This window comes from Streptomyces sp. NPDC059649 (assembly GCF_042734445.1).
Classification (GTDB): Bacteria; Actinomycetota; Actinomycetes; order Streptomycetales; family Streptomycetaceae; genus Streptomyces.
Window position 1 is genome coordinate 142,925 of sequence record NZ_JBHWDV010000012.1, and the last position, 21,060, is coordinate 163,984.

General features: G+C 73.0%; 17 protein-coding genes. 12 read left to right on the forward strand and 5 right to left on the reverse strand.

Annotated elements, in window-relative coordinates:
- Positions 1-466 precede the first annotated feature (466 nt).
- The 7 genes from ACFV1J_RS16360 (at position 467) to ACFV1J_RS16390 (ending at position 10,307) form a co-directional block, all read left to right on the forward strand.
- Positions 467-1,129, forward strand: a complete 663-nt coding sequence (locus tag ACFV1J_RS16360) for a (2Fe-2S)-binding protein (RefSeq protein WP_385858556.1) — start codon at positions 467-469, stop codon at positions 1,127-1,129.
- On the forward strand, positions 1,126-2,118 hold the full coding sequence (locus tag ACFV1J_RS16365) for an FAD binding domain-containing protein (RefSeq protein WP_385858511.1): 993 nt from the start codon (positions 1,126-1,128) through the stop codon (positions 2,116-2,118). The genes ACFV1J_RS16360 and ACFV1J_RS16365 overlap by 4 nt, the downstream gene beginning before the upstream one ends.
- Positions 2,115-4,277, forward strand: a complete 2,163-nt coding sequence (locus ACFV1J_RS16370) for a xanthine dehydrogenase family protein molybdopterin-binding subunit (RefSeq protein WP_385858513.1) — start codon at positions 2,115-2,117, stop codon at positions 4,275-4,277. Before ACFV1J_RS16365 ends, ACFV1J_RS16370 begins: the two co-directional genes overlap by 4 nt.
- Positions 4,258-5,415, forward strand: coding sequence for an XdhC family protein (locus ACFV1J_RS16375; RefSeq protein ID WP_385858516.1), 1,158 nt, complete (start codon positions 4,258-4,260; stop codon positions 5,413-5,415). Before ACFV1J_RS16370 ends, ACFV1J_RS16375 begins: the two co-directional genes overlap by 20 nt.
- Before the next feature lie 127 nt (positions 5,416-5,542).
- Positions 5,543-6,466 (forward strand): LLM class F420-dependent oxidoreductase, encoded by a 924-nt coding sequence (locus tag ACFV1J_RS16380; RefSeq protein WP_385858519.1) that lies wholly within the window; start codon positions 5,543-5,545, stop codon positions 6,464-6,466.
- 117 nt (positions 6,467-6,583) lie between these two features.
- Positions 6,584-9,346, forward strand: coding sequence for a SpoIIE family protein phosphatase (locus tag ACFV1J_RS16385; RefSeq protein WP_385858521.1), 2,763 nt, complete (start codon positions 6,584-6,586; stop codon positions 9,344-9,346).
- Positions 9,347-9,545: 199 nt separating this feature from the next.
- Positions 9,546-10,307, forward strand: coding sequence for a GNAT family N-acetyltransferase (locus tag ACFV1J_RS16390; protein WP_385858523.1), 762 nt, complete (start codon positions 9,546-9,548; stop codon positions 10,305-10,307).
- Between the two features lie 28 nt (positions 10,308-10,335).
- Here the strand turns inward: ACFV1J_RS16390 and ACFV1J_RS16395 are convergent, their stop codons facing one another.
- Complete coding sequence (locus ACFV1J_RS16395; RefSeq protein WP_385858525.1) at positions 10,336-11,814, reverse strand: MFS transporter; 1,479 nt, start codon at positions 11,812-11,814, stop codon at positions 10,336-10,338.
- 162 nt (positions 11,815-11,976) lie between these two features.
- On the opposite strand from ACFV1J_RS16395, the gene ACFV1J_RS16400 reads away from it, so the two are divergent.
- On the forward strand, positions 11,977-12,828 hold the full coding sequence (locus ACFV1J_RS16400; RefSeq protein ID WP_385858527.1) for a helix-turn-helix transcriptional regulator: 852 nt from the start codon (positions 11,977-11,979) through the stop codon (positions 12,826-12,828).
- Here the strand turns inward: ACFV1J_RS16400 and ACFV1J_RS16405 are convergent.
- Both ACFV1J_RS16405 and ACFV1J_RS16410 read right to left on the reverse strand, forming a co-directional pair.
- On the reverse strand, positions 12,794-14,089 hold the full coding sequence (locus tag ACFV1J_RS16405; protein ID WP_385858529.1) for a cytochrome P450: 1,296 nt from the start codon (positions 14,087-14,089) through the stop codon (positions 12,794-12,796). The two genes, ACFV1J_RS16400 and ACFV1J_RS16405, sit on opposite strands and share 35 nt — an antisense overlap.
- Complete coding sequence (locus ACFV1J_RS16410) at positions 14,086-14,931, reverse strand: alpha/beta fold hydrolase (protein WP_385858531.1); 846 nt, start codon at positions 14,929-14,931, stop codon at positions 14,086-14,088. The genes ACFV1J_RS16405 and ACFV1J_RS16410 overlap by 4 nt, the downstream gene beginning before the upstream one ends.
- Positions 14,932-15,117: 186 nt before the next feature.
- Between ACFV1J_RS16410 and ACFV1J_RS16415 the strand changes: the two genes are divergently transcribed.
- The 4 genes from ACFV1J_RS16415 (at position 15,118) to ACFV1J_RS16430 (ending at position 18,204) form a co-directional block, all read left to right on the forward strand.
- On the forward strand, positions 15,118-15,891 hold the full coding sequence (locus tag ACFV1J_RS16415; protein WP_385858533.1) for a DUF72 domain-containing protein: 774 nt from the start codon (positions 15,118-15,120) through the stop codon (positions 15,889-15,891).
- Positions 15,892-15,947: 56 nt separating this feature from the next.
- Entirely contained in the window at positions 15,948-16,214 is a 267-nt protein-coding gene (locus ACFV1J_RS16420; protein ID WP_385858535.1) for an acylphosphatase, read from the forward strand.
- Between the two features lie 529 nt (positions 16,215-16,743).
- A complete protein-coding gene (locus tag ACFV1J_RS16425; RefSeq protein WP_385858537.1) occupies positions 16,744-16,950 on the forward strand; it encodes a hypothetical protein in 207 nt (68 codons plus the stop codon).
- Between the two features lie 120 nt (positions 16,951-17,070).
- Positions 17,071-18,204 (forward strand): PP2C family protein-serine/threonine phosphatase, encoded by a 1,134-nt coding sequence (locus ACFV1J_RS16430; RefSeq protein WP_385858540.1) that lies wholly within the window; start codon positions 17,071-17,073, stop codon positions 18,202-18,204.
- Here ACFV1J_RS16430 and grpE read toward each other — a convergent pair.
- Positions 18,161-18,862: a nucleotide exchange factor GrpE gene (gene grpE, locus ACFV1J_RS16435; RefSeq protein WP_385858542.1), complete on the reverse strand. Its 702-nt coding sequence runs from the start codon at positions 18,860-18,862 to the stop codon at positions 18,161-18,163. The genes ACFV1J_RS16430 and grpE overlap by 44 nt on opposite strands.
- Positions 18,859-20,742, reverse strand: a complete 1,884-nt coding sequence (gene dnaK, locus ACFV1J_RS16440) for a molecular chaperone DnaK (RefSeq protein ID WP_385858544.1) — start codon at positions 20,740-20,742, stop codon at positions 18,859-18,861. Before dnaK ends, grpE begins: the two co-directional genes overlap by 4 nt.
- Positions 20,743-21,060: the final 318 nt, after the last annotated feature.

Consider the following 21,060-nt stretch of genomic DNA (forward strand, 5'->3'; position numbering starts at 1 on the left):
CACTTCTCTGATACTTGCTACGCGTTCACCTCGTCGCCTCTTCATCACGTTTCGCTACGTTCGCTACGTTGCCGTGCTCACCACACGTACTGACCTCACTTGCACCGCACCCGATGTCTTCCCTGACGTACTGATGCACTGATGCACTGACGTACCGACGCACTGCCGACGTACCGACGCACCTGTATGCAGTGCCCCGCCTGAAGTGCCTTTCGTGAAGGTGCCCTACCTGGAGGTGCCCCTCCTGAAGGTGCCCTCGGCGTTCGCCGGAACGGAACGTCGGACCCGCGACCTACAACCTGCCCTGCCACGCCGTGCCCTGCCCTGCCCTGCCCTGCCCTGAGTTCCTAGCCCTTCCTGCCCTTCCGTCCCTTCCTGACCTTCCTGACCTTCCTGTCTTCCCCCGTCCCTCCCTCCTGTTTCGCGCCTCGCATACGTGAAAGCCACCCGCGAAAGAAGGCTGATCATGGCCCTATCGACGTCCAGTGCCATCACTTTGAACATCAACGGCGAGAAGCATGCGCTGCCCGTCGACCACCGCACCACGCTGCTCGACGCGCTGCGCGAGCGGCTCGATCTCACGGGCACCAAGAAGGGCTGTGACCAGGGTCAATGCGGTGCTTGTACGGTGCTGATCGACGGGCGCAGAGCCGTCTCCTGCCTTCAACTCGCGGTGGCCGCCGAGGGGCGGGAGATCACCACCATCGAGGGCGTGGCGGACGGTGAGACGCTCCATCCGGTGCAGCAGGCCTTTCTCGACCTCGACGGCTATCAGTGCGGGTACTGCACACCGGGGCAGATATGTTCCGCCATCGCGGTGATCGAGGAACACGCGGCCGGCTGGCCGAGCGCGGCGAGTGCCGATGTACGGCCGGAGGCTGGGGTTCCGGCCCTGACGCCCGAGGAGATCCGGGAGCGGATGAGCGGCAACCTGTGCCGCTGCGGGGCGTATGTGTCGATCGTCCAGGCCGTCGCACGGGCGGCAGCCGCGCACGAGGCCGGACCGGCGCAGGGGACCGATCCCCAGGGGACCGAGACCCCGGGGGTCGAGACCCGGGACATCGAGACCCAAGAGAACGAAACGCAGGGGCGCGCAATGGGCGCGGCGGGCGGGGAGATGACGGCATGAGGGAGTTCGGTTATCAGCGGGTGTTCGATGTTCCCGGCGCGGTCGCGCTGCTCGGGGCCGATCCCGAGGCGCGCTTTCTCGGCGGTGGCACCAATCTCGTCGACCTGATGAAGGCCGGGGTCGAGCGGCCCGGACTGCTCGTCGACGTACGGGAACTCCCGCTGGGCGAGATCGAGTTCACCGAGGGGGTCGGGCTGCGGATCGGGGCCACGGTGACCAACAGCGATCTGGCCGCCCACCCCGACGTGCGGCGGCGCTATCCGGCGTTGGCGCAGGCGGTGCTCGCCGGTGCCTCGGGCCAGTTGCGCAACATGGCGACGGTCGGCGGGAACCTGCTGCAACGGACGCGCTGCGGGTACTTCACGGACCTCGCCCGGCCGTGCAACAAGCGGGTGCCCGGCAGTGGTTGCTCCGCCATCGAGGGCGAGCACCACAACCACGCGGTCCTCGGTGCTTCCTCGCACTGCGTCGCCGTCCACCCCTCGGACATGGCGGTGGCGCTGGCCGCCTTCGACGCCGTCGTCCACTACGAATCGGCGGACGGGCCGGGGGAGTTGCCGCTGGCGGAGTTCTATCTGCCCGTGGGGGACACCCCGCACCGGGAGACCGCACTGCCGGCCGGCGCGCTGATCACCGGCGTCACCCTGCCGCCGCTGCCGGTCGCCGCCGCTTCGCGCTACCGCAAGGTGCGGGAACGCGCGTCGTACGCCTTCGCGATCGGCTCGGTCGCCGCCGCCCTCGACGTCCGGGACGGAGTCGTGCGCGATGTCCGCCTCGCCTTCGGGGCGGTGGCGTCGCGGCCCTGGCGGGCCCTGGCGGCCGAGCGGGCGCTGACCGGGGGACCGGCCGGCGCCGAGGCGTTCGCCGCCGCCGCGGACGCCGAACTCGCAGCCGCCGAGGTGCTGCCCCACAACGGATACAAGGTGACGCTGATGCGCAATCTCGTCGTCGCCGTGCTGACCGAGCTCGCCGAGGAGGCCGCGCGATGACCACGACGACGACGGAGACCACCGCGGCGCGGGGAGCCGTCGGCACCGCGCACACCCGCGTGGAGGGCCTGGCCAAGGTCACCGGCGCGGCGCGCTACGCCGGCGAGATCCCGTTCGCCGAACTCGCCCACGGCTGGCTGGTGCTGTCCACCATCGCCCGCGGCCGGATCCGCTCCGTGGAGTCCGCGCCCGTCCTGGCGATGCCCGGTGTGCTCGCCGTGCTGCACCACGGCAACGCCCCGCGCGTGGACACCGACTACGTCGGCATGCTGGGCGTGCCGGACCCCACCTGCGCGGTGTTCCAGCACGACCGGGTGCCGAGCCTGGGCTGGCCGGTGGCGCTGGTCGTCGCCGAGACGTCCGAGCAGGCCAGGGAAGCCGCCGAAGCGCTGGTGGTGCAGTACGACCAGGAGCCGCACGACATCGCCTTCGCCGGCGGGCACCCGGACGCCTACCCGCTGGACGGCCATATGCCGGCGGTGACGGAGAAGGGCGACCTGGAGGCCGAACTCACCGCGTCCGCCGTCGTCCTGGACGCCGAGTACACCACCCCGGAAGAGCACCACAACCCCATGGAGCCCCATGCGGCGACGGCCCGCTGGGACGGCGGCCGGCTGGAGCTCGTCGACTCCAACCAGGGCGCCACCTGGGTCGTGGGCGAGCTCGCGAAGCTGTTCTCGCTCGACCCGTCCGCGGTGCGGGTGCGGTCCGAGCACGTCGGCGGCGGCTTCGGCAGCAAGGGTGTGCGCGCCCACCAGGTGTCCGCCGTGATGGCCGCCACCGTCCTCCAGCGCCCGGTCCGCGTCGTCCTGACGCGCCGTCAGATGTTCTCGCTCGCCGGATACCGCAGCCCCACCAGCCAGCGGATCAGGCTCGGCGCCGACGCGGACGGACGACTGCGCGCGCTGGAGCACCGCGCGCTGAGCATGACCTCGACCGTGCACGAATTCATCGAGGCGAGCGCCGGGGTGGCCCGGGTGATGTACGACGCGGACGCCCACCACACCGCCAACACGGTCGTGCGGCTCGATGTGCCGACGCCGACGTTCATGCGCGCACCGGGTGAGGCGCCGGGGTCGTTCGCGCTGGAGGCGGCGCTCGACGAGCTCGCCGAGAAGTGCGGGATCGACCCGATCGAGCTGCGCCTGCGCAATGAACCCGAGAAGGGCCCGGTCTCCGGACTGCCGTTCAGCAGCCGTAATCTGCGCGCCTGCTTCGAGGAGGGCGCCCGCCGGTTCGGCTGGGCCGACCGGGACCCGCGTCCGGGAATCCGCCGTGACGGCCGCTGGCTGCTCGGCACCGGCACGGCCGCGGCCTCCTTCGGCGCGGGAGCCGCCCCCTCCACGGCGGTCCTGACGGCCGAGGCGGACGGCACCTTCACCGTGCGGATCGCCGCGGCGGACATCGGCACCGGGGCGCGCACCGCGCTCACCCTGGTCGCCGCCGACGCGCTGGAGGTGACGCCGGACCGCGTCCGGGTGCGGATCGGGGACAGCGACTTCGGCCCGGCGATGATCGCGGGCGGCTCGATGGGCACCCGCTCCTGGTCCTGGGCGGTGATGGCCGCGGCGGGGGAGCTGCGCGAGCGGCTCGCACTGAGCGCCGACATCCCGCCGGAGGGCCTGACCGTACGGTCGGACACCACCGCGGCGATCGGTGCCCTCGCGCAGAAGGAACGGCACTCCTTCGGCGCACAGTTCGCCGAGGTCGCCGTGGACGTCACCACCGGCGAGGTGCGGGTCCGGCGGATGCTCGGCGTCTTCGCGGCGGGCCGGATCGTCAATCCCCTCACCGCGCGCAACCAGTTCGTCGGTGGCATGATCTGGGGCATCTCCATGGCCCTGCACGAGGAGGCGGTCCGGGACCGCGTCTCGGGCGGCCACGTCGGCGCCGACCTCGCCGGCTACCACGTCGCCACGCACGCCGACGTACCGCTCGTCGAGGCGGACTGGGTGGACGACCCGGACCCGGACGACCCGGTGGGCATCAAGGGCATCGGCGAGATCGGCATCGTCGGCGCCGCGGCGGCCGTCGCCAACGCGGTCTGGCACGCGACCGGTGAACGGCACCGGCACCTGCCGATCCGGCCGGACCGGGTCCTGCAGGCGGGGACCGGACGAGGAAGCGTGGGAGAGCGGGATGCTGGACATCGCCGATGAACTGAACCGGTGGACCCAGGAGGGCCGGGAGTTCGCCGTCGCCACGGTCGTGGGCGTCGGCGGCAGCGCCCCGCGCAGCCCCGGCGCCGCCCTCGCCGTCGACAGCCGGGGCACGGCCATCGGTTCGGTCTCCGGCGGGTGCGTGGAGGCGGCCGTCTACGACCTGTGCGCCCAGGCGCTGCAGGACGGCAGGACCGTCCGTGAGCGCTTCGGATACAGCGCCGAGGACGCCTTCGCGGTCGGCCTGACCTGCGGCGGAACGATCGACGTCCTGGTCACGCCGGTGACCGCCGACGCCCCGGACCGGCCGGTGTTCGCCGTGGCGCTGGCGGCCGCCGCCCGGGGCGAGGCGGCGGCCCTGGCCCGGGTGGTCCGGGGCCCGGCCGACCTCCTCGGCCGGGCGCTGCTCGTCCACCCCGACGGCTCTCACGAGGGCGGTCTCGGCGGCGGCGCGGACCTGGACCGGACGGCGCTGGGCGAGTCCCGCGCCCTGCTGGACGCGGGCCGCACCGGCAGCTTCGACGTCTCGGCGGGCGGCACCCGCTGCGAGGCCGAGCTGACGCTGTTCGTCGAGGCGAACGTGCCACCGCCCCGCATGATCGTCTTCGGCGCGGTGGACTTCGCCGCGGCCCTGGTGCGTACCGGCAAGTTCCTCGGCTACCACGTCACCGTCTGCGACGCCCGCCCCGTCTTCGCCACCCGGGCCCGCTTCCCCGAGGCCGACGAGATCGTGGTCGACTGGCCGCACCGCTACCTCCGGCGCACCACGACCGACAGTCGGACGGCCCTGTGCGTACTGACCCACGACGCCAAGTTCGACATCCCCCTGCTGGAGGTGGCGCTCCGGCTGCCGGTCGCCTTCGTCGGCGCGATGGGGTCCCGCCGTACCCACGACGACCGCGACCGAAGACTCCGCGAGGCCGGCCTCACCGACCGCGAGCGGGCCCGGCTGCACTCACCGATCGGTCTCGACCTCGGCGCCCGTACGCCCGAGGAGACCGCGCTGTCCATCGCCGCCGAGATCGTCGCGGCCCGGCGCGGCGGTACGGGCCGGCCGCTGACCGGCTCCGGAACCCCGATCCACCGCGACCCCGCCGGTCCGGGCACGGGCCCGCCCGGCTCGACCACCGCCGCCTGAGCCCCCTGCCCACAGCCCCCTCCCACAGCCCCCGACCACTCGGACGAAGAAGGAGTTGACACAGCCGACAAGGAACTGCCACACACGGGACGGAATGCCCGCCCAACTCGCCCTGTTCCCAGCTGACATGACCGTGGGAGTAGCACTCAACGCGACCGACCCCGACAACCAGATCGACGCCACCGTGCGGCTCGCCACGGAGGCGGCGGACGCGGGGCTGAGGTCCGCCTGGTTCGGCCAGACCTTCGGGGCGGACTCGCCCCAGCTCGCGGCGATCGTCGGGCGCGAGGTCCCGGGGCTCCAGGTGGGCACCTCCGCGATCCCCGTCTTCGGACGGCACCCGCTGGTGGTCTCCGGCCAGGCACTGACCGCCCAGGCGGCCACACACGGCCGCTACCACCTCGGACTCGCCCTCGGTACCAAACTCCTCACCGAGTCCGGCTTCGGCCTCCCCTTCGAGCGGCCGGTCGCCCGGCTGCGGGAATTCCTCACCGCGCTGCGCCAGCTGACCGGGACCGGCACCGCCGACTTCCACGGCGAGCTGCTGACCGCCACCACCCCGATCCCCGCGCGGGTGCCGGGCGCCGACGCGGGCGTGCCGCTGCTCGTGGCCGCGATGGGCCCGCAGGCCCTGCGGGTCAGCGGTGAGCTGGCCGACGGCATCCTGCCCTACCTCGCCGGCCCCCGCGCACTGGCCGAGCACATCGTCCCGGCCGTCACCGCGGCGGCCGAGGCCGCCGGCCGGCCCGCGCCCCGGATCGTGGCGCTGGTGCCCGGCCTGGTCACCGACGACGCCGACGCGGTGCGCCGGACGTTCACCGAGCAGCTCGCCTTCTACGAGCAGATCCCGTCCTACGCCCGGGTCATCGAGCTCTCCGGCGGCAAGCGGGCGGCCGACGTGGCCGTGATCGGCGACGAGCGGACGGTCGCCGCGGAGGTGCGGCGCTACCGGGACGCCGGGGCGACGGAGGTGATCTTCTCCGCGACGGAGATCGCCGGGGACGCCGACCGGCGCCGTACCTGGGCACTCCTGGGGCAGCTGGCGGGCTGAGACCGGCAGCCGGGCGCCCGGAACGCCCCCGCTCGGACCGGGTCACCGCCGTACAGTCATGCGATACCTCAGCGTGGTGCGTACCGGCCACCTCGCTGCGCGAGGTACATATGGAGCATGGCCCGTTTTTCCGGCCGCTTTCCGTGGTTCGCTCCGGGGCGCAGGCGCACCGGTCGGAACCCGGGCGGCAACGGCCGGCGGGCGCGGGACGGCGGCCCGCCGAAGCCGCTGACCCAGCGCCTGCGCGGCCTGGTGGACGTCCACAGCGTCGCCGGGCAGATGTTCCTCCTGCAGGTGCTGATCGTGCTGCTGCTCGTCGTGGCCGCGGTGATCACACTGCTGGTGCAGGCGCGGAGCGACCGGTTCCAGGGCGCCCGGGACCGTTCGCTCGCCTCCGCCGAGTCCTTCGCGCACGCCCCCGGCCTGCCCACCGTGCTGAAGAAGGGCCATCCGGGCGCGAGCGTGGTGCTCCAGCCGCTGACCGAGGACGCCCGCAAGCGCGGCGGCGTGGACTTCATCGTCGTCATGGACCGCAACGGGATCCGCTACACCCACCCGATCCCCAACCGGATCGGCAAGAAGTTCGTCGGCACCATCAAGCCGTCCCTGGCCGGCCGCACCACCATCGAGAGCGTCTACGGGCCGCTCGGCCACGAGGTGCAGGCGACGGTCCCGGTGCGGGACGCCAAGGGCCATGTGGTGGCCCTGGTGAGCTCCGGTATGCGGGTGAGCCGGGTCAGCAGCGCCGTCGACCGGCAGCTGCCGGTCGTCCTCGGGGCGGGCGGTGCCGCGCTCGCCCTCACCACGGCCGGCACCGCACTGGTCAGCCGCCGGCTGCGGCGCCAGACCAGGGGCCTCGGCCCGTCCGAGATGACCCGGATGTACGAGCACCACGACGCGGTGCTGCACGCCGTGCGGGAGGGGGTGCTGATCCTCGACGCGGACGGGCAGGTCCTGCTGGCGAACGACGAGGCCCGGAAGCTGCTGGGCCTGCCCGCGGACGCCGAGGGGCGGTCCTTCACCGACCTCGGCCTCGATTCCCGGCTCACCGAGCTGCTGACGTCAGGGCAGGCCACCTCCGACGAGGTACTGCCGGTCAACGACCGGCTGCTCGCGCTGAACATCCGGTCCACCGACCGCCAGGGCGGCCCGCCCGGCAGCGTCGCCACGCTGCGGGACTCCACCGACCTGCTCGCCCTCGCCGGGAAGGCCGAGGTCACCCAGAGCCGGCTGCGGTTGCTGTACGAGGCCAGCGTGGCCATCGGCACCACCCTCGACGTACGGCGCACCGCCGAGGAGCTGACCCAGGTCGCCGTGCGGTGGTTCGCCGACTACGCCACCGTCGACCTGGCCGAACCCGTGCTGAGCGGCGGGGAGCCACCGGTGGGCTCGTACCGCGAGGCGCCGGAGCTGCGCCGGGTGGCGGTCTCCGGGATCCGCGACGACCACCCCCTCTACCGGCCGGGCGAGGTGCACACCTACGTCTCGTTCACCCCGATGGCCACCGGGTTCGTCAGCGGCCGGTCCGTGCTCGTGCCCGATGTGCGGTCCGCCGGCCAGTGGTACCCCGACGACCCGGGGCGGCTGGAACTGGTCGCGAGCCACGGCTGCGAATCCCTGATCACCGTTCCGCTCCAGGCCCGCGGTGTCCGGATGGGCATCGTCAACTTCTGGCGCTCCCGGGAGCGGCCCTTCGAGGAAGGGGAGCTGTCGCTGGCCGAGGAGATGGCGGCCCGGGCCGCCGTGTGCATCGACAACGCCCGCCGCTTCACCCGCGAGCACGCCATGGCCGTCACCCTGCAGGAGAGCCTGCTGCCGCGCGGTCTGCCCGAACAGAGCGCCCTCGACCTCGCCCACCGCTACCTGCCCGCACAGACCGGGGTGGGCGGCGACTGGTTCGACGTCATCCCGCTGCCCGGCGCCCGGGTCGCGCTGGTCGTCGGGGACGTCGTCGGCCACGGGCTGCACGCCGCGGCGACCATGGGCCGGCTGCGTACCGCGGTGCAGAACTTCTCCACCCTCGACCTGCCGCCCGACGAGCTCCTCGGCTTCCTGGACGAACTGGTCAACCGCATCGACGACGAGGCCACCGCGGCGAACGACGACGCCACCGTCGCCGGCGCCACCTGCCTCTACGCCATCTACGACCCGTCCTCCGGCCGCTGCACACTGGCCCGCGCCGGCCACCTCCCGCCGGCCCTCGTCCACCCGGACGGCACCGTCGAGTACCCGGACCTGCCGGCCAGCCCGCCGCTCGGCGTCGGCGGACTGCCCTTCGAGTCGGTGGAACTGCAGCTGCCCGCGGGCAGCAACCTGGTGCTCTACACCGACGGCCTGGTGGAGGACCGCAACCACGACATCGACACCGGCATGCACCAGCTCGCCACGGCGCTGGCGCACGGCGACCGGACACCGCAGGAGACCTGCGAGGCGGTGCTCGGCGCCCTGCTCCCCGACCGCCAGCGCGACGACATCGCCCTCCTCGTGGCGCGCACCCGGCTGCTGCCGCCCGACCGCATCGCCGAGTGGGAGGTCCCCTCCGACCCCGCGGCCGTCGCCGAGGCCCGGGCGAACCTCACCCGGCAGCTCCTGGAGTGGGGTCTGGAGGAGGAGGTCTTCACCACCGAGCTCATCCTCAGCGAGCTGGTCACCAACGCCATCGTCTACGCCTCCGGCCCGATCTGCGTCCGCCTGCTGTACGACCGCACGCTGATCTGCGAGGTCTCCGACACCAGCAGCACCGCCCCGCATCTCCGGTTCGCCGCGGGCGAGGACGAGGGCGGCCGCGGGCTGTTCCTCGTCGCCCGGATGGCCGGGCGCTGGGGCACCCGTTACACCCCCGAAGGCAAGATCATCTGGGCGGAACTGACCCTGCGCTGACCGGCCGCGGCCCCGCGCGGAGGTGGATTTGCGTCCGGCCCGGGGCGGTGTGCAACAGTGGGCCGTCCGGCCGGCCGGGCCCGCCCCGTGCGCTGCCGCCGCCGGGCTCCCCCCCACCCCTCACGGACGGTTCCGAACGCGCCCCGGCGCGGGTTCCGGCGCCGTCGCCCTCCCGTGTCCGTACGTCCCCCTGAGAGCGATGCTGGCAACGACCCTCGTCCCCCGGGCCACCGATCTGTTCGACCAGGGCCTGGAGCGCCGAACCGGCTCCGCCCTGCTCCGCTTCGGCGCCGCGCGGCAGCGACCGGACGGCCGGCCCGGCTGGTCCGGCGACGGCGCCGTGGCCTGGCTCGACGACACCCGCGGACACGTGTGGAGCGTCGGCGGACCGGAGGCCGCGGCCGGACTCGTGCTGCGCGCCGCGCTGGGCCTGCCCGACCGGGTGCGGGAGTTCACCGGCCCGCGCGGCACGGACGCCCTGGTCGGCCGCCACCTCCCGGTGACCGACGTCGTCGAGTGGGTCTTCCGCTGGACCCTGGAGGAGCCGCCCGTCCAGCGCGGGGAGGAGCGGGTGGTCGCGCTCGACGACACCCACCACGACGAACTGCTCGCCTTCCTCGGCGTGCACAGCCCGGCCCACTCCACCGGGCCCGGCTCCGCCACCGTCAGCCTCTGGGCGGGCATCCGCGACGCCGACGGGAACCTCGTGGCCTGCGGCGCCATGAGCAGCCTCCGGGACACCGGCGCCCCGCTCATGGCCTCCGTCGCCACCGACGCCGCACAGCGCGGCCAGGGCCTCGGCGCGGCACTGACCGCCTGGCTGACCCGGTACGCGGTGCGCCGGCACGGCCTCTGCACGCTGTGGCAGCTCGCCGACAACGCGCCCGCCGACCGGCTCTACACCCGCCTCGGCTACCGCAACGAGGACCCCTGCGTGTCCGCCCGCCTCGCCACGCACTGACCCGCGACACCGCCGGCCGGGCCCGCGCTCACCGGTCGGCCGGCGCCGGGTCCGGCAGGAACCGCAGGAGCACCGAGAGGGCGACGGCCAGCGCGAGGTCGAAGAGCAGCGCCGCCGTCAGGGCGTGCCCGTAGGCGCCCACGTCGTGGTGTGCGGCGTGGCCCAGCGTCCCGTAGAACAGGACGCCGACCAGCGCGACCCCGGCCGAGCCGCCGATCTGCTGGCCGGTGGAGAGCACCCCGGAGGCCATCCCGATCTCCGCCGGCCGGATCCGGGCGAGCACGGTGTTCAGCAGCGGCGTGACCAGCACGCCGTTCCCCAGGCCCACGACGAGCAGCGGCAGCGCCAGCGACGGGGCCGTCAGCGTCCGGCCGGCGAGGACGACGACACCGAGCGACACCGCATGGCCGAGCCCGAGGACCAGCGCACCGGCCTGCAGCAGCCGCTTCCCGTACCGGGCCAGGCGCCCCGCCACCAGGCTCCCGGTGAAGAACCCCGCGGCGAACGGCAGATAGAACACCCCGGCGCCCAGGGCGTCCAGCCCCAGCCCGTCCTGCACGGTCAGGGACAGCACCAGGAAGAAGGAGTTGATGCCCGAGTACGCCAGGAGCACCAGCACCATCCCGACCGCGAAGGCCCGCTCGCGCAGCAGCCCCGGCCGTACGAGCGGCGACCGGCCGCGGGCCTCGACCCGGCGTTCCACGGCACCGAAGGCGAGCAGGGCGAGCACCCCCGCGGCCAGGCTGACCCACGCCCATGCGGGCCAGCCGGCCTCCCGGCCCTCCACCACGGGCACGACGAGGAGGAACAGCGCCACGGTCAGCACCGCCACGCCCGCCAGGTCCACCCGGCGGCCCTCCGGGGCCCGCGACTCGGGCAGGAAGACCGCCGCGAGGGCCAGCGTCACCAGGCCGACCGGAACGTTGACCCAGAAGATCGGCCGCCAGGACGCGCCGAACAGGTCGGCGGAGAGCAGCACGCCGCCCAGCAGCTGGCCGGCCACCCCCGCCGTGCCGATCACCGCCCCCAGCACACCGAAGGCCCGCGCCCGCCGCCCGGGCGGCAGCAGCACCTGGATCATCGAGAAGACCTGCGGGAACATCACCGCGGCAGCGAGCCCCTGGACGAGCCGGGCCGCGATCAGACCGCCGGCCCCGGGCGCGGCCGCGCAGCCCACCGACGCGAGGGTGAAGACGCCCGTCCCGAGGAGGAAACAGCGCTTGCGGCCGAACCTGTCACCGAGCCGGGCACCGGTGATCAGCGCGACGGCGTAGGTGAGTTGATAGCCCGCCAGGATCAGCTGCACATCGGCGTCCGAGGCGCGCAGATCGTCCTGCAGGGCGGGCGCCGCCACCAGCACGATGAAGGTGTCGAGCACGGCCATGAAGACGCCGGTGAGGACGACGGACAGGGCCCGCCACGGAGCGGGCGGGGAAGCCGCCGCGGCGTGCGGGGCGGTGGTGGATGTGGACGGTGCCGGATCGGCCGGCGGCCTCAGAGACGTCATGGCCCGACCCTGGCCCGGGCCGCGGAAGCCATACAGAGGCGAATTATCCTGGTGGCAGCGGTACCGGTGTCGGCGGAACGACCGCCTCAAGGCTTCGCCGCCCGGCTCCGCGGTACGGGGAAGCGCTGGGCGCACGGCACGGTGCGCGGGGGAGAGGATCCGATGGCCGACCGGGAACGGCGCCGGGTACTGGCGGAGTTCCTCCGCTCACGACGCGAACGGGTCCCACCCGGCGACGCCGGACTCCCGGCCGGGCCCCGCCGCCGTACGCCCGGACTGCGCCGCGAGGAGGTCGCCGTCCTCTCGGGTGTCAGCGTCACCTGGTACACCTGGCTCGAACAGGCCAGGGACATCAGCGTGAGCCGCCAGGTGCTGCACAGCCTGGCCCGGGCCCTGCGGTTGTCCCCCGCCGAGACCCGCCACCTGTTCGCCCTGGCCGGGCAGCCGCTGCCCGCACCGGCCGGCGACCACCCCGGCGGGCCGGAACTACAGCGCCTGGTCGATGCGCTCGACCCGCACCCCGCGTATCTGCTCGCCCCCAACTGGGACCTGCTGGCCTGGAACCGCGCCGAGGCCGGTCTCATCGGCGACCCGGCCCACTGGGACCCCGCGGACCGCAACCTGATGCGCCTGGTGTTCACCCGGCCCCGGATCCGTACGCTGCTGGCCGACTGGGACGGACAGGCCCGGGCCCTGCTGGAGCAGTACCGCGCCAGCGCCGACCGCCACCCCGACGACCCGGACTTTTGCCGGCTGACCGGCGAACTGTGCGAGCACAGCGAGGAGTTCAGGACCTGGTGGGCCACCCATGACGTCGCGGACTTCCGGCCGGCCCGCCGGGAGTTCGACCATCCGTCGCTGGGCCGGCTGACCTTCGACTACGTCAAGCTCGCGGCCGTGGACGCGCCGGGCGTCACCCTCGTCTCCTGTCTGCCCTCCGACGCGGCGACCGCCGCCAGACTGCCCGAACTGGCCGCGCTCAGCCCGGCGGTCGGCCCCCGTCGGACGGGATGACCCGCAGCGGCAGCGACTTGAGGCCGTGGATGAAGTTCGACACCAAATACCGTGGCGGGGCGGCCAGTTCAAGGGTGGGTAGCAGACGGCGGGTCTCCTCGTAGAGCACCCGCAGCTGCAGCCGGGCGAGATGGGCGCCCAGGCAGACGTGCGGACCGTCGCCGAAGGAGACATGGGGGTTGGGGGTGCGGGCGAGGTCCAGCCGGTGCGGGGCGGTGAACACCCGCTCGTCGTAGTTGGCCGAGCCGTGGAGGACGACCACCTTGTCACCGGCGCGGATCGGACGGCCGGCCAGTTCCGTGTCGCACGCCGCGGTACGGCGGAAGCTGAGCACCGGTGGGTGCCAGCGCAGCAGTTCCTCCACGCACGAGTCGGTCGGCACGGCACCGGTGCGCAGTGCGCGGTAGGCGTCGGGGTGCCGGGCCAGTGCCAGCAGACCGCCGGGCGCCGCGCTGCGTACCGTGTCGTTCCCCGCGATCGTCAGCAGGAAGAAGAACATCTCCAGCTCGGACGTGGCCAGTATGCGGTCCGTGGCGAGGACCGTCAGCACATCGTCGCCGGGGTGCCGGCGCTTGTGGGCGGCCAGCTCCCGCGCGAACGCGAACATGTCCTGCAGCATGGCCGGTGAGCGCGGGTCGGCCGGACGGCCGTCCGGGCCGGACGCCGGCGGACCCGATTCGTCCGGATCCTGGTAGCCGATGACGCGCCGTGTCCAGTCCAGCAGCAGCCCGCGTTCCCCGGGCGGTACGCCGAGCACGTCGGCGAGGTTGAGCAGCGCGTAGTCGTCCGTGACGGTGGTGACCAGGTCGACCACACCGCTACCGGTGCGCGCGGTGTCGACTGCCGCGGTCAGCAGCCCGCGGGCCCGGTCGCGGACCGCCGTCCTGAAGCGGTCGATCCGGCCGCGGGTGAAGGCCCGGCTGACCAGCCGGCGCAACCGCCCGTGCCCCGGAGGATCCTGATTGAGCATCATACGGCGGATGAACGGCAGGTCGGCGGGGTCCGGATCGCGGATCTGGGTGGCGCCCAGGTACGAGGAGAAGGTGCGGGCGTCCTTCAGGACCCGGACGACGTCGGCATGCCGGGTGACCGCCCAGAACCCGGGCCCGGCGGGCCAGCCGAGGACCTCGTGCTCCTCCTGCCAGGCCACCGGATGCCGGTCGCGGAGCAGCCGGTAGGCGGTGTGCGGCAGCCCCTGCGCATAGCCGCGGGGGTCGAAGACGTCGGGTGTCCGGGGAGCGTCGGCCGCCGGAGGGATCATCCGGCCTCCGGCCCGCCACAGGCCCCGTCACCGCGGCCCCGGTCGCCGCCCCCGCCCCCGTGGCCGTTCCCGTCGCCGTCCGCGCGCAGGAAGTCCTCGACGGCGCGGATCAGCTCCAGCGGCGTCTCGTCCATCGGGTAGTGCCCGGCCGCCGACAGCTCGATCAACTGGCTGTTGGCGTACCACCGCAGCCATGTCCGGCGGGTGAGTTCGGAGGTGAGCGCGGGGTCCAGGGAGCCGGTCACCGCCAGCGCCGGCACCGGCGAACCGTCGACGGCGTCGGCGAAGCCCTCACCGGCCCAGGACTCCAGCCAGGTACGGAACGCCGTCGGGTTGCTGCGCTCCAGCGACCGCCGCACCATCCGGTCCAGCCAGGCGTCGGGGCGCCGGCCGCCGGAGGTGAGGTCGATGATGGCCCGCCGGCTGTCCGGGGCGTGCGCCGCCGAGGAGAACAGTGCCCACTGGTCCGGCGGCAGCGGAAACCCGGAGGCGGGCACCGGCGAGATGCCGACCAGCCGCCGCACCCGCTCCGGGGCCGCGGCCAGCACCCGCTGGACGACGCTGCCGCCCATCGAGTGGCCGATCACCGAGAACCGGTCCCAGCCCAGCCGGTCCGCGAGCGCCAGCACATCGGCCGCGCCCTCCGTCGTGGTGTACGCGCCGGCCGCGTCCTGCGCCTCGCCGTAGCCACGGAGATCGACCAGCGCGTACTGGAAGGCGGCGCGGTCCAGATCGGGAAGGAGGGGCGCGAAGGCGGACCGGTCGGCGAACCACCCGTGGACGGCGATGACCTTGTGCGGTCCCCGGCCGTGCAGGGCGTGGGGCAGGACGAAGGAAGTCACGGGCCCCACACTGACCGTCACCACCGCCCTCCGCAAGGGCGTCCCGGCGCGGACGGGGGCGTGCGGCCGGCGGGGCACCGAGGGGCCCCTGGGAGGAGCGCTGAGGGGAGCACCGCTGGGAGCGCCGGGAGGAGCACCGGGAGGAGCGCTGATAGGCCGCGCGCACCAGCGGGCAGGCATCCGGACATGACCGTCCTGCTCGGAACCTCCGGATGGCAGTACAAGGACTGGCGCGGTGTCCTCTACCCGCCGGACCGGCCGCAGCGGCTGTGGCTGGAGGAGTACGCGCGGGGGTTCGCGACCGTCGAGAGCAATGCGGCCTTCTACCGGCTGCCCGAGGAGAAGACCTTCGCCGACTGGCGGCACCGGACGCCGGACGGCTTCGTGATGGCCGTCAAGGCGAGCCGCTATCTGACGCACATCAAACGGCTGCGCACCCCCGAGGAGCCGGTGGACCGGCTGATGACACGGGCCGCCGCGCTGGGGCCGCGGCTCGGGCCCGTACTGCTCCAGCTGCCGCCCACGCTGCGGCGGGACGCCGGGCTGCTGGACGCCTGCCTCGGCTGCTTCCCGGCCGGCACGCGGGTGGCCGTCGAGCCGCGGCACGACTCGTGGTGGACCGACGAGGTCCGGTCGGTGCTGGAGCGCCGGGGTGCGGCGCTGTGCTGGGCGGACCGGGGGTCCCGTCCGGTGGCCCCGCTGTGGCGGACCGCCGACTGGGGGTACGTGCGGTTCCACGAGGGCCGCGCCGCACCCTGGCCGCGCTACGGCCGGCAGGCGCTCGCCACCTGGGCGCGCCGGATCGCCGACACCTGGCCGGACCGGGCCGATGTGTACGCGTACTTCAACAACGACCCGGGCGGCGCGGCCGTGCACGACGCGATCGCCTTCGCCCGGGCGATGGCGGCCACCGGGCACACGGTCACCCGTACGCCGTCCGGGCGTGGCACTGCGGGATGACCCGGGGCGCGGCGCATACATGACGGGACAGCAGACGTGACGAGAGGTGAGGACGGATGATCCGCAGGCGCGTGGTGGTCTCCGGGACCGTGCAGGGGGTGTTCTTCCGCGACACCTGCCGGCGCACGGCCGAGGCGCAGGGCGTGGCCGGCTGGGTGCGGAACACTCCGGACGGGACGGTGGAGGCCGTGTTCGAGGGCGACCCGGAGAGCGTGGACAGGCTGGTGGAGTGGGCGCACCAGGGGCCGCCCGCGGCCGTCGTCGACGCGGTGTCGGTGACGGAGGAGCAGCCCGAGGGGCTGCCGGGCTTCCAGGTCCGGTAATCGCGCCGGACGCCTGAATGTACCGATCGCCGGAAGGTGCCCACCGCCTGAAGGTGCCGATTTCGTCCGGCCTGGCCAATTGCGGGTGCCGTCGGGTCATACATCCCGACATCTCTGGTCATCCCGGCACCCGCGCCACGCGTCGAAGCGTAAATGCAGATATGTCCAGTAGCGGGCGGGTGCGACGGTTTTTCATTGGGTGCGGCGGCTTTTCGTAATTGCCGAGTGGTTGCTTCCGAGGGTGTGCGGTTCGCTGGATTAGTCACCCGGTGACTGACAAAGCTGCACTTCAGCGGGGTTGTGAGGGCGAACGTGAACATCCGGAAAGGAAACCGGGCGGCAGGTTGCCTGACGCTTGATCGACGTGATTGCATCCTTCCGGTGCGGGAGATGATCACCGCGGCCCGGATTATCGGGCGGCGAGGACTGCTGCCCGCAGGACCGTGCGGAATTTTTCTTGCATGTGGTGTGCATGAATTCCGTGCGGTGTTCGCCAGGAAAATTGAGAGTAATGAAGGAAGGGCACGTCATGCGTGACATCGTCGAGACCTGCGAGATTGCCGACAACGAGCTGGACAACATTTCCGGTGGTCTCGCCAGCGCCGGTGCCGAGGTGGCCGGCCACGGTGGTTCGGTGGCCATCGGCGACGTCGTCGGCACCGCCCAGTCGCTCGTCCCCGCCCTGCCCACCGGGCAGCTGGCCGGTCTCGCCACCGTGCAGACCAGCGACGTCTGAGACGTCACGGCAGACCTGCGGAGGCCGGCGCGGCCTGCGTCGGCCAGGACCCCGGGACCCATGGTCCCGGGGTCCATCCGTTGCCCGGCATGGACGGCAGGACGGGTGTAAAGAGGAGTTATGCGCCTCCGGCACGCCCCCGCCCGGCCCGCCGGCTTCCGGCGGTGGAGCCCGGGCCTGCTGGTCGTCCCGCTGGCGATCATCGTGGCCGTGACGCTGGTGGACATCAGCTCCCCGACGAGCATCCACCTCGGGCCGTTCCTGGTCGCCGCGCCCGCGATCACCGCCTCCTTCGCCGGGCCCGGCCTCACCGGCGCGATCGGCGCCCTCGCGGTGACGGCACAGATCGTGGTCGCCGCGCTGCACGGCGGTCTGACGACCCCCAATCACCAGGCCCAGATCGCCGCGCTGCTCCTCATCTCCGTGCTCGTCACCCTCTTCCGGTACGTCCAGGACCGGCACCAACGGCGGCTCAGCCAGGTGCAGTCGGTGGCCGTCGCGGCGCAGCAGGTCCTGATGCGGCCGCTGCCCGCACGCATCGGCCCGCTGCGGGTCGCCTCCACCTATCTCGCCGCCGAAGCCGAGGCACTGATCGGCGGCGACCTGTACGCGATGGTGCCCACCCCGGGGGCCACCCGGCTGGTCGTCGGCGATGTCCGCGGCAAGGGACTGTCCGCCATCGGCGAGGCGGCCGTGCTGATCGGAGCCTTCCAGGGCTCCGCCTACCGCAACCTCTCCCTGCCGGGCCTCGCGGCACACCTGGGGAACTCCGTGTACTGGAACACCGCGCACCTCACCGCCGGCGATCCCGAACCGACGGAGTCCTTCGTGACCGCGCTGGTGCTGGACGTCCACCATGACGAGCCGTTCCTCACGATGGTGAACTGCGGGCACCCGCCGCCGCTGCTGCTGCGGGAGGGGAAGGTCCGGGCCCTGGAGGTCGCGGAGCCCGCGCTGCCCCTGGGGATCGGCGCCCCTTCGCCGAGCGACTACCGGGTCGAGAGGTTCCGCTTCGCACCCGGCGATCTGCTCGTGCTCTACACGGACGGGGTGATCGAGGCCCGGGACGCGAGCGGCGCGTTCTACCGGCTGACCGACCGGATCGCCGCCTGCCCCTCGCGGGAGCCGGAAGCGGTGGTGGCACACCTCCGCGACGACCTGTTGCGGTACGTCGGCGGAACGCTCAGCGACGACGTCGCCCTGATCGCGCTCACCAGGACGGACGGGCCGGAGCCGCGGGCGGCTCACCCGTGACCGACACCTGCGCGGGACGGAGCAGATGGTCCCCGACGCGGTAGCCCGGCCGCAGCACCGCCGTACAGACGGCACCCACCGGGTTCTCCGGATGCCGCACGGCCGTGAAGGTGACGGCCTCGTGGATCACCGGATCGAAGGCGTCGCCCACACTGCCGAAGGACGCCAGGCCCAGCGCGGTCAGCTCGGCCACCAGCGCCCGGGCGACCCGCCCGAAGCCACCCGTGACCTCGCCCTGTCCGGCCGCCTCCTCGACGGCGTCGAGCACGGGCAGCAGCCGGCCCAGTACGTTGGCCACGGCGATCTCGCCGACCGCCAGCCGGTCGCGGTGCACGCGCTTGCGGTAGTTGTCGTACTCGGCCTTGAGGCGCTGCAGATCGGCCGTGCGCTCCTGCAGTTCGGCGGTGCGCTGCCGCAGTTCGGCGCGGAGCACCGCCTCCTGCGCGGACATGCCGGCCTCCTCGGACGTGCGGGCAGCCGGCGGGCCGCCGTCCCGGTCGGGCCGCTCGGTCCGGGGCGGCGGGGAACCGGGACCGCTTCCCGGGCCGGCGTCCGGCCCGCGCCGCCCGAGCTCCGGCCGGTCCGCCCGGTCCGTGCCGCTGCCGACTATGGCCAGCGGCGGCCGGGAGGTGCCGCGAAGCCGGGTCGGGCGGTTCATGGCGCGCCTCCCTCCCGCTTGTCGTCGTCGACGATCTCGGCGTCCACGACGTCGTCGGCGGCGTCCGACCGGCCCTGCTCACCCGCGTCGCCCCCGGCGCTCCCGGAGCCGCCCGCGGCGGCCTGCGCGGCCTGGGCGTCGGCGTACATGGCCTGGCCGAGCTTCTGGGAGACGGCCGCGACCTTCTCGGTGGCGGTGCGGATCTCCGCAGTGTCCTCGCCCTTGAGCTTCTCCTTCAGCTCACCGATGGCCGTCTCGACCTCCGTCTTGACGTCACCGGGGACCTTGCCCTCGTTGTCCTTGAGGAACCTCTCGGTCTGGTAGACCAGCTGCTCGCCCTGGTTGCGGGTCTCGGCGGCCTCACGCCTGCGGCGGTCCTCCTCGGCATGGGCCTCGGCCTCGCGGACCATCCGGTCGATGTCGTCCTTCGGCAGCGAGGAGCCGCCGGTGACGGTCATCTTCTGCTCCTTGCCCGTGCCCAGGTCCTTCGCGGTCACGTGCATGATGCCGTTGGCGTCGATGTCGAAGGAGACCTCGATCTGTGGGACGCCACGCGGGGCCGGCGGCAGGCCGGTGAGCTGGAACATCCCGAGCTTCTTGTTGTACGCCGCGATCTCGCGCTCGCCCTGGTAGACCTGGATCTGCACGGAGGGCTGGTTGTCCTCGGCGGTGGTGAAGATCTCCGAGCGCTTGGTCGGGATCGTGGTGTTCCGCTCGATGAGCTTGGTCATGATGCCGCCCTTGGTCTCGATGCCGAGGGACAGCGGAGTCACGTCGAGGAGCAGAACGTCCTTGACCTCACCCTTGAGGACACCGGCCTGCAGCGCCGCCCCCACGGCCACGACCTCGTCGGGGTTCACGCCCTTGTGCGGGTCCTTGCCGGTGAGCTCCTTGACCAGGTCGGTCACCGCGGGCATTCGGGTCGAACCGCCGACCAGGATCACGTGGTTGATGTCCGAGAGCTTGATCCCGGCGTCCTTCACCGCGTTGTGGAACGGCGCCTTGCAGCGCTCCAGGAGGTCCGCGGTCAGCTGCTGGAACTGCGAGCGGGTGAGCTTCTCGTCCAGGTGCAGCGGGCCCTCGGCCGAGGCGCTCAGATACGGCAGGTTGATCGTGGTCTCGGTGGCCGCCGACAGCTCGATCTTCGCCTTCTCCGCGGCCTCCCGCAGCCGCTGGGTGGCCATCTTGTCGTTCGACAGGTCGATGCCGTACGCGTTCTTGAACTGCTTGGCCAGATGGTCGACGATCCGCTGGTCCCAGTCGTCGCCGCCCAGATGGGTGTCGCCGTTGGTGGCCTTGACCTCGACCACGCCCTCACCGATCTCCAGCAGCGAGACGTCGAAGGTGCCGCCGCCGAGGTCGAAGACCAGGATGGTCTGGTCGTTCTCCTTGTCCAGGCCGTACGCCAGCGCCGCGGCGGTCGGCTCGTTGACGATCCGCAGCACCCGCAGGCCGGCGATCTCCCCGGCCTCCTTCGTGGCGGTGCGCTGCGAGTCGTTGAAATAGGCCGGAACGGTGACGACGGCGTCCGTCACGTCCTCGCCCAGGTAGTCCTCGGCGTCGCGCTTGAGCTTCTGCAGCACTCGCGCGGAGATCTCCTGGGCGGTGTACCGCTTGCCGTCGATGTCGCCGCTGGCGGGGAAGCGCCAGTCCGACTCGCCCATGTGGCGCTTGACCGACCGCGCGGTCCGCTCGATGTTGGTCACGGCCTGCCGCTTGGCGATCTCCCCGACCAGCACCTCGCCGCCCTTGGCGAACCCCACCACCGACGGGGTCGTGCGGGCCCCCTCGGCGTTGGTGATCACCGTGGGCTCGCCGCCCTCCAGCACACTGACCACCGAGTTCGTCGTACCGAGGTCGATACCCACTGCACGTGCCATGGTCTCCTCCTCACCTAGCGGCCCTGGGCGCCCGCCGCGGCAATTGTCCCATATCGCCCCACGTGTCCGTCTGCGGCGCCGCGGTTCTTGCGGCGCCGCACGTACCTGGCTTTCCCGCCGCGGGGCGTCTCGCCGTTGCGCTTTGCGGCGCGCCGTACGCACCCGTCTGCGGCGCCGCGGTTGTTTCTCGCCGTCGCGCTTTGCGGCGCCCCGTACGTACCTTGCCGTCCCGCCGCGGGGCGTCTCGCCGTTGCGCCTGCGGCGGGCTGGGTGGTGTCGGGTGCGGTGACGGTCCTCCGGGGCCGGTTGTGTGGACTG